12 protein-coding genes are annotated in these 12,445 nt (G+C 59.0%); 3 read left to right on the top strand and 9 right to left on the bottom strand.

What is annotated here, in order from left to right:
* Positions 1-155: 155 nt before the first annotated feature.
* Entirely contained in the window at positions 156-1,220 is a 1,065-nt protein-coding gene (locus tag AC3ISI_RS20355; RefSeq protein ID WP_489333518.1) for an ABC transporter substrate-binding protein, read from the bottom strand.
* Positions 1,221-1,580: 360 nt separating this feature from the next.
* Here AC3ISI_RS20355 and AC3ISI_RS20350 point away from each other — a divergent pair, with 360 nt between their 5' ends.
* The gene (locus tag AC3ISI_RS20350; protein WP_489333517.1) at positions 1,581-2,294 is read left to right on the top strand and encodes a UTRA domain-containing protein; all 714 of its coding nucleotides are present in this window, start codon (positions 1,581-1,583) and stop codon (positions 2,292-2,294) included.
* A 29-nt stretch (positions 2,295-2,323) separates the two neighbouring features.
* Here the strand turns inward: AC3ISI_RS20350 and AC3ISI_RS20345 are convergent, their stop codons facing one another.
* The 7 genes from AC3ISI_RS20345 to minC all read right to left on the bottom strand — a co-directional run bounded on the left by AC3ISI_RS20345 (position 2,324) and on the right by minC (position 9,238).
* Positions 2,324-4,480, bottom strand: a complete 2,157-nt coding sequence (locus tag AC3ISI_RS20345) for a mechanosensitive ion channel family protein (protein WP_489333516.1) — start codon at positions 4,478-4,480, stop codon at positions 2,324-2,326.
* 77 nt (positions 4,481-4,557) lie between these two features.
* Positions 4,558-4,734 (bottom strand): hypothetical protein, encoded by a 177-nt coding sequence (locus AC3ISI_RS20340; protein WP_489333515.1) that lies wholly within the window; start codon positions 4,732-4,734, stop codon positions 4,558-4,560.
* A gap of 178 nt (positions 4,735-4,912) precedes the next feature.
* A complete protein-coding gene (locus tag AC3ISI_RS20335; RefSeq protein ID WP_489333514.1) occupies positions 4,913-6,202 on the bottom strand; it encodes a M18 family aminopeptidase in 1,290 nt (429 codons plus the stop codon).
* A 215-nt stretch (positions 6,203-6,417) separates the two neighbouring features.
* Entirely contained in the window at positions 6,418-7,053 is a 636-nt protein-coding gene (locus AC3ISI_RS20330; protein ID WP_046027121.1) for an RluA family pseudouridine synthase, read from the bottom strand.
* A 180-nt stretch (positions 7,054-7,233) separates the two neighbouring features.
* Positions 7,234-7,488 (bottom strand): cell division topological specificity factor MinE, encoded by a 255-nt coding sequence (gene minE / locus AC3ISI_RS20325; protein ID WP_007944431.1) that lies wholly within the window; start codon positions 7,486-7,488, stop codon positions 7,234-7,236.
* Positions 7,488-8,300: a septum site-determining protein MinD gene (gene minD, locus AC3ISI_RS20320; protein ID WP_489333513.1), complete on the bottom strand. Its 813-nt coding sequence runs from the start codon at positions 8,298-8,300 to the stop codon at positions 7,488-7,490. Before minD ends, minE begins: the two co-directional genes overlap by 1 nt.
* 200 nt (positions 8,301-8,500) lie before the next feature.
* Complete coding sequence (gene minC / locus AC3ISI_RS20315) at positions 8,501-9,238, bottom strand: septum site-determining protein MinC (protein ID WP_489333512.1); 738 nt, start codon at positions 9,236-9,238, stop codon at positions 8,501-8,503.
* Between the two features lie 118 nt (positions 9,239-9,356).
* On the opposite strand from minC, the gene AC3ISI_RS20310 reads away from it, so the two are divergent.
* Positions 9,357-10,289 (top strand): lipid A biosynthesis lauroyl acyltransferase, encoded by a 933-nt coding sequence (locus AC3ISI_RS20310; protein ID WP_489333511.1) that lies wholly within the window; start codon positions 9,357-9,359, stop codon positions 10,287-10,289.
* A 35-nt stretch (positions 10,290-10,324) separates the two neighbouring features.
* Positions 10,325-11,497 (top strand): patatin-like phospholipase family protein, encoded by a 1,173-nt coding sequence (locus AC3ISI_RS20305; protein ID WP_489333510.1) that lies wholly within the window; start codon positions 10,325-10,327, stop codon positions 11,495-11,497.
* A 137-nt stretch (positions 11,498-11,634) separates the two neighbouring features.
* Here the strand turns inward: AC3ISI_RS20305 and AC3ISI_RS20300 are convergent, their stop codons facing one another.
* A complete protein-coding gene (locus tag AC3ISI_RS20300; RefSeq protein ID WP_489333509.1) occupies positions 11,635-12,420 on the bottom strand; it encodes an outer membrane protein OmpK in 786 nt (261 codons plus the stop codon).
* Positions 12,421-12,445: the final 25 nt, after the last annotated feature.

Genomic DNA, 12,445 nt, shown 5'->3' with positions numbered 1-12,445 from the left:
GAAAATCTTGAAGTCAACTCAATCCCATGTGGGAGCGAGCTTGCTCGCGATGGCGGAAGATCAGTCGACATCAATGTCGACAGTCAGTCCGCTATCGCGAGCAAGTTCGCTCCCACAGGGATCTCCATTAGATCTCCAGATGGGGATCTACCGGGTTACTGCATATTGACGATGACTTCTTCGTTCCACTTCTGAGGAAGGGCCTTGGAGGTCTTTTCCCAGGCATCGGCGTCTTTGATCGGCGTGACATTTTTGTACTGCTCATTAGGCAGCAGCTTGGCCTTGACCTCGGCGGGCAGGGTCAGGTGTTCGGCACGGATCGGACGCGCGTTGCCTTTTGCCAGGTTGATCTGGCCGGCGTCGCTGAAGATGTATTCGCGGGTCAGCTTGGCGGCGTTCGGGTTTTTCGCGTATTTGTTGATGATGGTGGTGTAACCGGAAATCACCGAGCCATCGGATGGAATCAGCACGACGTAGTCATCCGGATTGGCCATCTTGGCCTTGTAGCTCAGACCGTTGAAGTCCCAGACCACGCCGACTTCGATTTCACCTTTTTCCATGGTGGCAATCGTCGGGTTGGCCATCGACAGGCGACCCTGTTTGGCGATTTCTGCGAACAGTTTCAGAGCTGGATCAAGGTTTGCCTCGTTACCGCCATTGGCCAAAGCCGCCGCCAGTACGCCGTTGGCTGCTTGGGCCGCGGTGCTCACGTCGCCGATGGAAACCTTGTATTTGCCACCCTTGAGGTCAGCCCATTTGGTGGGTGCTTCGGAACCGTGCAGCAGTTTTTTGTTGATGATAAACGCGATGGAGCCGGTGTAGGCCAGTGCCCAGTTGCCGTCCTTGTCCTTGGCCCAGGCCGGAACCTGATCCCAGGTGGTGGGCTTGTAAGGCTGCACCACACCTTGCTTGACCGCGATCGGGCCGAAGGCGGCGCCCACGTCACCGATATCAGCGCTGGCGTTGTCTTTTTCAGCGGCGAACTTGGCGATTTCCTGGGCCGAACTCATGTCGGTATCGATGTGCTTGAGGCCATAGGTTTTGGCCAGGTCTTCCCAGGTGCCTTTCCAGTTAGCCCAGTCATCGGGCATGCCGACGCTGTTGACTGCGCCTTCCGCTTTCGCAGCGGCTTCGAGGGTTTTCAAATCATCAGCCGCCATGGCGGCGGTGCACATGGCAATGGTCGTGCCTAACAGTGATGCCAGGAAAAGCTTTTTCATCCGAAGCTCCTTTGGGCGTTTTCAACGCTGCGATTGCGGTTGTGTTGGTCTAGGTCAGCAATACCTGAGCCAATTTAGGCGGGCTCGATGACACTTTCATGTCGGTTTCACCCGGCAGCACAGTTATTTGCCCGGTATTTGGCAGGTGCCCGGTAAGCGTAGACCATGGGTAAAGCCCCCGTGTGCAAGGGACTTTGCGGATGTATTGCAGGGTTTGCGGCGACCGTTGAATGACCGTTGGGTGGCTTTGTCATCGATCAGTCATCTGCATTGCCTACGCTTGCAGGATGTCGATGAACCGGTTTTGCAGCGCGGTTCTGCTCCGAAACAGCGCTGGTCTAGTCCAGATAGGTAACGTTGATGCGCGATGAGGCAACGAAAGCGGTTACCGCCATTGGTCAGGTTCTGCAGGAACAGCTCGACCACGGTCTGTTGGCCCCCGGCAGCAAACTGCCGTCCGAGCGCAAGCTCAGTGAGTTATTCGGGACCACACGGATTACCGTGCGTGAGGCGTTGTTGCAGCTGGAGGCGCAGGGGCAGATTTATCGCGAAGAGCGCCGTGGCTGGTTCGTTTCGCCACCGCGCCTGGCCTACAACCTGATGCAGCGCAGTCACTTTCACGCGATGGTCAGCGCGCAAGGGCGTGTGCCGTCCACCGAAGTGATTTCGGCGCGGTTGCAACCCGCCTCGGCAGCGGTGTGCGCCTGGTTGCAGTTGCCGGCGCTGTCGAGCGTGATCCAGATCTGTCGCGCGCGGCGCATTGATGAGCGGCTGGTGTTGTATGTGGAGCACTATTTGAATCCGCAGTATTTTCCGGGGATTCTTGAGTTTGATTTGAATCAGTCGATCACCGAGTTGTACGCACGGCATTACGATTTGCACTACGGGCGGGTGCGTTTCGAAATAGTGCCGACGTCGCTCTCGGCGGATGCGGCCGCCGCGTTACGGGTGTCGGTGGGCAGCCCGGGGCTGCGCATTGCCCGGGTCAATTACGATCAGCATGAGCGGCTGATCGATTGTGACCTGGAGTTCTGGCGCCATGATGCGATTCATGTCGGGGTGGATGTGGTTTAGCCGCAGAAACCGCAGCCTGACAGCCAACGCTATTCTTTCTGCGGCCCACCCGCTGCCGTCGCCACCTGAACACTCATGCGCGGCATCGCCAGATCCAGCCCCGCCTCATCCATATGCCGCTTGAGCGACAGGTTGAACGCTCGCGAAACTTCCCACTGTTTGATCGGCGCGGTTTTGAACCGGGCGCGCAGGATTGCGTTGCCGGACTCGAAACTTTCGACACCCTGGATCTCCAGCGGTGACCAAATATTGCGACGTTGCAGGGGGTCGGTGCGCATTTTCTGACCGACTTCGCGCATCAGTTTGATCGCGCTATCAATGTCCATCTCGGACGGCACCGCCACCCGGAAAATCGCGTAGCCGAACTCCCGGGAGTAGTTCTTGATGCTTTTGATTTCGCTGAACGGACTGGTGTGGACGATGCCGTCGATGTCCCGCAGGCGCACGGTGCGAATAGTCAGCCCTTCGACGGTGCCCAGGTGGCCGCCGACGTCCACGTAGTCATCGATGGCCAGGGAGTCTTCGATGATGATGAACAGCCCGGTGATCAAATCCGCCACCAGCGACTGCGCACCGAAACCGATGGCCAGGCCGATTACGCCGGCACCGGCCAGCAAGGGCGTGACGTTCATGCCCATGTTCGCCAGCGCAACGATCAGCGCGATAATGAAAATCGTCACGAACAACACGTTGCGGATCAACGGCATCATCGTCTGCGCGCGGGTGTTGGCCAGGCCTTTGCGTGAGCGGGTGAGCGCGTGGTGTACGGCGGTGTCGCTGAGGATCCAGATCAGCCAGGCGAAAATCAGTGTGCCGGCGAGGCTGAACAGTTTGACGCTGACCTCATGGCCTTCCCCTTCGGTGAACGTGATCAGCGACATGCCCCAGACCCGCAGGCCGAGTTCGATGAACGCCAACCACACCAACAGGTGGACGAGGGTGTAGAAAAAATTCTTCAGGCGTTCCGAATACAGTGCGTGGCGCTTCACACCGCGTTGCGGTTTCAGTGCGTGGCGCCGTACCAGTCCGTTGATGACCATGCTCATCACCAGTAATACGGTGCAGATCAGCGACTGGCGCAGTGCAGTGCTGGTGTCGCCCGCCGAGATGAACGTGGCGAACAGCGATACGCCCACCAGCACCAGTGCCGGGACGTACCAGAAGGTGCCGAGAATCTCGATGGTATCGCTCAGGGCGCGACGGGTCAGGCGCCGGGACAGCGGCTGATTGCGGATCAAGTGCGCGATCGGTCGACGGAACCGCAAGATGAACATTCCGGTCGAAATCGCTGCCAACACATTGGCGGCCGTCGCTGCCGTGTGCGCCAGATGACTGCCGAGACCGGCGACCAGTCTCGGGTCGTTCAGCGCCTCACCAAACGCGGCGAAACTGCCGATCAACCACAACGGCCGAAAGGCTTGGTGCCGCAGGATATACAAGGCGCGGTGGCGGTGCGGGCCATCGAGCAGGGAGAAGGCGATCACACAGATCGCCGAGAAACACGTGCCGACCACCAACGCGTAAGCCAGCACCATGGCCAGGCTTTTACCCAGGGACGAGGGCAGCGCATAGCTCATGTAGACGGTGATCACCAAGGCAACCATCCATGGCCCAAGCTTGCGCAGGGCGAAGCGCAACATGTCCAGCGCCTTGGGGTGTTGTGGCAGTTCTTCGGTCAGGCCGAAGCGCGTGCGTACTCGGTGACTGATCCAGATCAGGGCCGCCGCCAGCAGGCTCCAGACCATCAGGATCATGGCGAACGCGAAGATTATCGGCAGCCACTCACTGGCCGGCATCATCAGTGCTGTCAGTTCGTCCCTGGCCTGATCGAGTTCTTCGGACCAGCGCGTGAGCGGGCTGTCGGCCCCGGAGAATTGCTTTTCGAGTGTGGCCAGCGTACCGCCGATCAGTCCCAGCACGCCTTCTTCGGCGGCGGGTTGCGCCTTTTTGGTGGCGTCGCGCAGTTTCTTCAGGTCGGCCAGGAGTTTGCTGCGCTGTTGATCGTTCTCCAGCGACTTGATGACTTCATCCAACGATTGGCCTAACGGTTCCTGTGCTTCGGGCTGGGCTTTCGTCGAGCTGCCGAGCAGGCTCGGTAAACCGGCCGCCTGGGCAGGCGCCATCGGCAGCAACGTCATGAGGCAGACAAGGAAGAAATACGGCAGGGCGAAAAGACGGGTGAGCACTAGGCGGTCAACCTCGGGATGAGCGGATCGACCGAGTGTACGAGCCCGTCTAAATCAATGCGAGTCAGGGGGAGGATTTATTCGTTGAGTTTGGCGAGGATCTTGAAAATCACGGTGCCGAAAATGGTCAGCATGCCAATCCACATGGCCAATACACCGGCGTTTTTGTCGCGAAAGTTGAAGCCGATTGCCAGCATGAGCATTCCGGCGAGGATCGGGACCAGCATGGCGTGAAACGAAGACAACGAGATCATGGAGACGGCCTTGTCAGCAGGTTAATTTAAGTCTAGGTGGCTTTTGGGTGACTGATGCGGATGAGTTTCTGGATAAGAAAGTTTGTCGTCGGCGCTACCGCATCGCGAGCAGTCTCGCTCCCACATTGGAATGCATTCCAAATGTAGGAGCCAGCTTGCTCGCGAAGCTTTTCAGGGGCTAAGGCAATTCCTGGCAGGCGTAGAACGCGCTCAGCACTTTGACCAGGTGCGCCAGGTCGTGGCTGCCGCACAGTTCGCGTATCGAGTGCATGGCGAACGTCGGCAGGCCGATGTCCACGGTGCGCACACCCAGGTGGCTGGCGGTGATCGGGCCGATGGTTGAACCACAGCCCATATCGCTGCGCACCACAAAGCTTTGCACCGGTACTTCCTCGGCCATGCACAGGTGACGGAAGAAGCCGGCGGTTTCGCTGTTGGTGGCGTAACGCTGGTTGCTGTTGACCTTTATTACCGGGCCAGCGTTGAGTTTCGGGCCGTGGTTGGCGTCGTGTTTGTCGGCGTAGTTGGGGTGTACGCCGTGGGCGTTGTCGGCCGACACCAGCAGGGACTTCTGAATGGTGCGCACGAACTCGTCACCTTCAGGCAGCAGGCGACGCAACGTCTGCTCAAGCATCGGGCCATCAGCGCCGCAGGCCGAACAGGAGCCGACTTCTTCGTGATCGTTGCAGACCAGCACACAGGTTTCGTCGGTTTCGGCGGTCAGCAGTGCTTGCAGGCCGGCGTAGCACGACAGCAAGTTATCCAGGCGCGCGCCGGCGATGAAGTCACCATGCAGACCGATGATCGCGGCGCTTTGGGTGTCGTAGAAACTCAACTCGTAATCCAGCACGACATCGGCGTTCAAGCCATGTTCCAGTGCCAGCTGGTTGGTGAGTACGGCGCGGAAGTCCACGCGTTCGTCACCGGCGAATTGCGCGAGGATCGGCGGCAATTCGGTCTGCGCGTTGATTGCCCAGCCCATGTTGGCTTCACGGTTAAGGTGAATCGCCAGGTTCGGAATGGTCGCGATGGGCGCCTTGAAGTCGATCAACTGGCTCTCGACCTTGCCGTCGCGACGGAAAGTTACGCGGCCGGCGAGGGACAAATCACGGTCGAACCACGGCGCCAGCAACGCACCGCCATAGACTTCGACGCCCAATTGCCAGAAACCCTGACGTTGCAGCTCAGGTTGGGGTTTGACCCGCAGGCAAGGGCTGTCGGTGTGCGCGCCCACCAGGCGAATACCGCCATGCAGCGGTGAGTGACGCCCCATCTTGATCGCGACGATGGAGGAGTCATTTCGGGTGACGTAGTAACGACCGTTGGCTTCGGTGGTCCAGGGTTCGCGCTCGTCAAGGCGCATGAAGCCCGCCGCTTCCAGGCGTTGAACAAGACTGGCAGTGGCATGGAATGGGGTAGGGGAGGCCTTGAGAAAGTCGATCAGGCCTTGGTTCAACTCTTCGCGCATAAGAAGCTCCAGACAGCAGTGGCGCCAGTTTAACGTATTAGCTATGGAATTGGCGGTGGGCTGATGTTGGGGCCAGGCTCCGATAATTGAATCTGCCGGAGAACCCTGTAGGCGCGGGCTTGCCCGCGAAGGCGTCGTGTCAGTCGACACCAGTGCTGGCTGATCGACCGTAATCGCGGGCAAGCCCGCTCCCACAGGGTTTTGTGCTCATACGCTTAGAACGGTGCCGGGCACTCGAAGCGCAAACGTTCACCGGTTTGAGGGTGGGTGAAGCTGAGCATGCTGGCGTGCAGGCACAGGCGCGGCCAGGCGGCCAGGGCTTGCTCGTGGGCATAGAGCCCGTCACCCAGTAGCGGGTGGCCAATGGAAAGCATATGCACGCGCAATTGGTGCGAGCGGCCGGTGATCGGCGTGAGTTCAACGCGGCACCAGTCACCACAGCGTTCCAGTACACGCCAGAAGGTCAGGGCATTCTTGCCGAATTCGTGGTCGACCACATGGCGTGGCTTGGTCGGCGGGTCATAGCGCAAGGGCAAGTCGATGCTGCCACTGTCCAGTTCCGGCTGGCCCCAGCACAACGCCGTGTAGGCTTTTTCGGTTTCGCGGTCATGAAATTGCCGAGACAGCTCGCGATGAGTGTCCGGGTCACGGGCCAGAAGAATGATGCCGGAGGTTTCCCAGTCCAGACGATGGACGATTCGCGCTTCCGGGTAACCGTTTTCTTGCAGGCGGGTAATCAGGCAATCCTTGTTGTCGTCAGCCCGGCCAGGGACGGAGAGCAACAGGGTCGGTTTGTTCACCACCAGTACGGCGGCGTCCTGATGGATGATGTGGACGTTGGACAACGGCATTAAAACAGCCTCGTAACAAACGCCAACGGCGGCTCAGAACCTCGCACCCTGTAGGAGCCGAGCTTGCTCGCGATGGCGGTCGGTCATTCAACATCGTCGTTGAATGTAATACCGTCATCGCGAGCAAGCTCGGCTCCTACAAAGGCAGGTTCCGGGCCGCCGTGGCTCCCGCTGGATCGATTAACGATCTGGCAGGGTGATATTGAGTTCCAGAATCGAGCAGCTGCCCTGGTTTTCCAGAGCGACGTGCACGTCATCGGACCCGATATTGACGTACTTGCGGATCACTTCCACCAGTTCCTTCTGCAAGGCTGGCAGGTAGTCCGGTGTACTGCGTTGGCCGCGTTCATGCGCCACGATGATCTGTAGACGCTCTTTCGCTACCGATGCGGTACTTGGCTTCTTGTTGGCACGAAAGAAGTCAAAAATGTTCATTACCGGCCTCCAAACAGACGCTCAAAGAATCCTTTCTTCTCTACATCGAGGAACCGATGCTCCAAGTTCTTGCCCAGCAGGCGGTCCACGGTATCGCTGTAGGCCTGGCCGGCATCGCTCTGGTCGTCAAGAATCACCGGAATGCCCTGGTTGGATGCTTTGAGCACCGCCTGGGATTCAGGGATCACGCCGAGCAGGGTCACCGAGAGGATGTCCTTGACGTCTTCTACGCCGAGCATTTCGCCTTTGCTCACACGTTCAGGGTGATAACGGGTAATCAGCAAGTGTTCCTTGATCGGATCTTCGCCACGTTCGGCACGACGCGACTTGCTGGCCAGCAGGCCCAGCATACGGTCCGAGTCACGTACCGAGGACACTTCCGGGTTGGTCACGACGATCGCTTCATCCGCGAAGTACATGGCCAAGTGGGCGCCTTTCTCGATGCCAGCCGGGGAGTCGCAGACCACGAATTCGAAGTCTTCTTTCAACGCCATCAGCACTTTTTCCACGCCTTCCACCGTCAGCGCGTCTTTGTCGCGGGTCTGACTGGCGGCCAGGACGTAGAGGTTTTCCAGGCGCTTGTCTTTGATCAGGGCCTGTTGCAGGTTGGCTTCGCCGTTGACCACGTTGACGAAGTCATACACCACTCGACGCTCACAACCCATGATCAGGTCGAGGTTACGCAGGCCGACGTCGAAGTCGACGATGACTGTTTTGTGACCACGCAGAGCGAGGCCGGTACCGATAGCGGCGCTGGTGGTGGTCTTACCCACACCACCCTTGCCGGATGTAACCACGAGAATCTTGGCCAAGGTGTTTCACCCCTAAGGAAAAAGGACTTTTAGCCCCTGAAAAACATCTCTTGAAAACTACTGCAGTCGGACAGCCTTGGCTGGAATCCGGTTTTGGGCGGGGCTTACCTCCGGTAAACACTGCTTGTGGCCGTTTTCCTACTTCGCTTGAGCCGTTTTCGCTAGGTTTTAGAGATGTTTGGAAAATGCGGCAGTATCCGTTAAAGCCGAATGATGTTCAACACATCGCCCGACAGGCTGACTTGTACGCCCGAGCCCCACAACGGGTCGCGACGCAGATCCTCGGAGACCTTGTAGTGGCCTGCGATGGACACCAGTTCAGCGCTCATTTGCTGACAAAAAATCCTGGCTTTCGTGTCGCCTTTGACGCCGGCCAATACACGACCGCGCATAGGGCCGTATACATGGATATTGCCATCGGCGAGAAGTTCCGCCCCCGGGCTGACCGAGGAAATCACCACCAAATCACAACCCTGGGCATAAATCTGCTGGCCACCACGTACTGGCGACGTAATGATTTTTGTCGGTTTGATAGTCGGTTCCGGCGGTTTTTCCGGTTTTTTCTTCACCTGACCTTCGAGGGGGTCGAGCGGACGCTCACGGGCGCCGGACGGCGGCAGCACCGGCAAGTCGACCGCAATGGCGGCAGCGATGTCTTCGATGCGGCTCGCGCGGATGGCCAGCGTGCGCAAGCCATGCTGGCGGCAGACGCGCATCAGGCCGGGCAAATCCACTGCGCCTTCGCCGGCCGGGAGCTTGTCCAGGGCCAGCACCAGCGGCGCATTGCTGAAAAAATTAGGCGCCTGAGCGACCTTGGCGGCCAGTTGCCGATCAAGGTTATCGAGGTCGTTGCGGGCCAGTTCCAGCACGGTAATGGCGAGCATGCTGCCCTTCAACTGGAACACGGGATCCTGGTCTTGCGGTTCGGTTTGGCTCATGGTCGGCATACAACGGCTTGTCACTAAAAGTGCCGAGACTTATAACGAGAACGCCCGCAAGCCGCAAGCCGGGTCGAACGATGTAGAATGCGCGGCCATTGTCTTTCCGGAACCTTTAATGGATCGCCCGCGTTTTCGAAAAACATTTCTTATGCCGCGTTTCTGGCCGCTGTGGTGTGGCTTGGGGCTGCTGTGGCTGATTGTTCAGCTGCCGTATCCGGCGTTGCTGTTTATAGGTCGCCTACTGGGTGCCGTGATGTATCGGCTGGCCGGCGACCGACGGCGCATCGCCAAACGCAATCTTGAACTGTGTTTCCCCGAAAAGTCCGCCGCCGAGCGCAAGCGCCTGCTCAAGGAAAACTTTGCCTCCACCGGCATCGCCTTTTTCGAAATGGCCATGAGTTGGTGGTGGTCGCGGCAGCGTCTGGCGAAACTGGCCCATGTCGAAGGCCTGGAACATCTGAAAAAAGCCCAGCAAGACGGCAAGGGCGTGATCCTGATGGCGGTGCATTTCACCACACTGGAAATCGGCGCGGCGTTACTTGGCCAACAGCACACCATCGACGGCATGTACCGCGAGCACAAGAATCCGCTGTTCGATTACGTCCAGCGCCGTGGTCGCGAGCGGCACAACCTCGATTCGCTGGCGGTGGAGCGCGACGATGTGCGCGGCATGCTTAAACTGCTGCGCGCCGGCCGAGCGATCTGGTACGCACCGGATCAGGACTACGGCGCCAAACAAAGCATTTTCGTGCCGCTGTTCGGCATTCAGGCCGCGACCGTGACCGCCACCAGCAAGTTTGCGCGGCTGGGCAAGGCGTTGGTGGTGCCGTTCACCCAGGAGCGGCTGGCCGATGGCAGCGGATATCGACTGATGATTCATGCGCCGCTCGAAGGTTTCCCCGGCGAAACCGAAGAAGCCGATTGCATCCGCATCAACCAGTGGGTCGAAAGCGCCTTGCGTGAATGCCCGGAGCAGTACCTCTGGGCCCATCGCCGTTTCAAGAGCCGGCCACCGGGTGAGCCCAAGTTGTATAAAAAACGTCGTTGAGTCACCGATTCCTATAAGCGCCATGGAGTGTTGCGATGAGTCCTGCTGAACCGGTTACAGGGTTGATTCTTTCCGGCGGCGGGGCTCGGGCGGCGTATCAGGTAGGGGTGCTGGCGGCGATTGCCGAACTGTTGCCGAAGGGGGCAAGCAATCCGTTTCCGGTGATCGTCGGCACGTCGGCCGGTGCGATCAACGCGGTTAGCCTCGCCAGTGGCGCGCTGGATTTTCGCGGCGCCATCGAGCGTTTGACCGCCTTCTGGCAGGGCTTTCGCAGCCATCTGGTGTTGCGCAGTGACTGGCCCGGCGTCATCAGCCAGGCCAGCCGGTTTGTCAGTCACAGTTTGCTGGGGCTTGGTGCCCACGTGCCGGTAGCCTTGCTCAACAGTTCGCCACTGCGCGGTTTGCTCCACGACAAACTGAATATGGCCGGGATCGCCGAAGCCATTGCCCAGAAGCAGTTGCAGGCAGTAGCGGTGACGGCGTTTGGCTACGAGTCCGGTCAGGCTGTCACGTTCTATCAGGGGGGTGGCACTATCGAATCGTGGTTACGCCACCGGCGCATTGGCGTCCCAACCCAATTGAGTGTCGAGCATTTGCTGGCCAGTTCCGCCATTCCGCTGCTGTTCGCCCCGGTGAAAATCGGCGAGGAATACTTCGGTGACGGTGCTGTGCGCCAATCCGCCCCGATCAGCCCGGCCCTGCACCTGGGCGCCAGTCGGGTGCTGGTGGTGGGCGTCAGCGGCAACCCGCGCGGCGTCGACCCGCAGCAGCCGTTGCAACGCGCCTATACCGGGCAACAGCCGACGCTGGCGCAGATTGGCGGACACATGCTCAACAGCACGTTCATTGACAGCCTGGAAAGCGACATTGAGTTGTTGCAGCGTCTGAATCAGTTCAGCCACTTGATGCCCGACGGGACGCCGACCCGTGCGCTGGGTGTGGCGCCGGTGGAGGTGCTGGTGATTTCGCCGAGTCAACCGATCGATGAGATAGCGGCGCGGCATCGTCAGGAATTGCCGGCGGCACTGCGCCTGTTTCTGCGCGGGCCGGGGGCGACCAAGACCAGTGGGGCGGGGGTGTTGAGTTATCTGTTGTTCGAAGCGGGGTATTGCAGCGAGTTGATCGATCTGGGGCGGCGCGATGCGTTGGCCAAGCGTGAGGAGCTTTGCCGGTTTCTTGGGTTGCAGGAGCCGGTAGTTCTCGCTTAAGACTTGTGGCGCAGCCATCGCGGGCAAGCCCGCTCCCACAGGGTTTTGTGTCATTTACGTAATGTGCGAACGACACAAAACCTGTGGGAGCGGGCTTGCCCGCGATGGCGTCCTTGCAGACGCCACTTACAACCGGATCAGAAGTGGAACTTCACCAGCAGGCTCGCTGTGTTCTGATCGGTGGTGAAGGCATGGGAGTCTTCGATCCCGTACTTGTCTTTCCAGTAGTCGTACTCGACACCCACGTACAACTGCTTCGCGCCGAAATTCAACGCTTTACCCAAGTCGTATTTAACCTGTGGGTTGAAGTGCAGGTTGGCGTGGTATTCGCCGTTGCGGTTGACATCGTTGTCGACTACCCAGTCCATGTAGCCGTCGATCAGGATGCTCGAATCGCCGACCGGAATGGTGTAGGACCAGACCGGAGTGATCTGCCAGACATTGTCTCCCGGGCGGTCGCCTTCGGTGTGACGGTTGTAGAAGTTCAACTGGAAGTAATCGAAGCCCGGGATGGCCAGGTCGAAACCCGGACCGATCAGGTAGGACTCGGTATCGTCCTCACCAAACTCGTACGTCATGGCCAGCAACACGTCCTTGATCGGGCCAAATGCTAGCTTCTGGTCAAAGATCTTGCCGAATGACAAGCGCGGGCTGAATTCGCCATAGTGGGTGTTCTCCCCGGCGAAGGCGTCTTCCTTGCCGTTGTAGAAGATCTTGTCAATGAAGAAGAAGTTATCCCCATATTTCCAGCCATCGGCATGCTCGAAAGTCACAGTCTGCTGAATCGCCGGGTTGACCTTGAACTCTTTACCGTAGAGATAAGTCAGGCTGTTGGTCTGCCATTGCAGCAAGTCACCGGCCATGGCCTGGCCCCCAGCCAGCATTGATCCTGCCAGCATCAGGCTAGTGCACGTACGTTTCATTCGGTTGCTCCCAAAAAAGTAGGTG

The sequence above is a fragment of the Pseudomonas sp. GL_139_B genome (genome assembly GCF_057834475.1).
Note: the sequence above shows the minus strand (reverse complement) of the source record. Positions and strands in the feature narration are given on the sequence as shown.

Coding starts and splice junctions, on each gene's coding strand:
- AC3ISI_RS20355 (WP_489333518.1), bottom strand. CDS start 1,220: ATGAAAAAGCTTTTCCTGGCATCACTGTTAGGCACGACCATTGCCATG.
- AC3ISI_RS20350 (WP_489333517.1), top strand. CDS start 1,581: ATGCGCGATGAGGCAACGAAAGCGGTTACCGCCATTGGTCAGGTTCTG.
- AC3ISI_RS20340 (WP_489333515.1), bottom strand. CDS start 4,734: ATGATCTCGTTGTCTTCGTTTCACGCCATGCTGGTCCCGATCCTCGCC.
- AC3ISI_RS20335 (WP_489333514.1), bottom strand. CDS start 6,202: ATGCGCGAAGAGTTGAACCAAGGCCTGATCGACTTTCTCAAGGCCTCC.
- AC3ISI_RS20330 (WP_046027121.1), bottom strand. CDS start 7,053: ATGCCGTTGTCCAACGTCCACATCATCCATCAGGACGCCGCCGTACTG.
- minE (WP_007944431.1), bottom strand. CDS start 7,488: ATGAACATTTTTGACTTCTTTCGTGCCAACAAGAAGCCAAGTACCGCA.
- minC (WP_489333512.1), bottom strand. CDS start 9,238: ATGAGCCAAACCGAACCGCAAGACCAGGATCCCGTGTTCCAGTTGAAG.
- AC3ISI_RS20310 (WP_489333511.1), top strand. CDS start 9,357: ATGGATCGCCCGCGTTTTCGAAAAACATTTCTTATGCCGCGTTTCTGG.
- AC3ISI_RS20305 (WP_489333510.1), top strand. CDS start 10,325: ATGAGTCCTGCTGAACCGGTTACAGGGTTGATTCTTTCCGGCGGCGGG.
- AC3ISI_RS20300 (WP_489333509.1), bottom strand. CDS start 12,420: ATGAAACGTACGTGCACTAGCCTGATGCTGGCAGGATCAATGCTGGCT.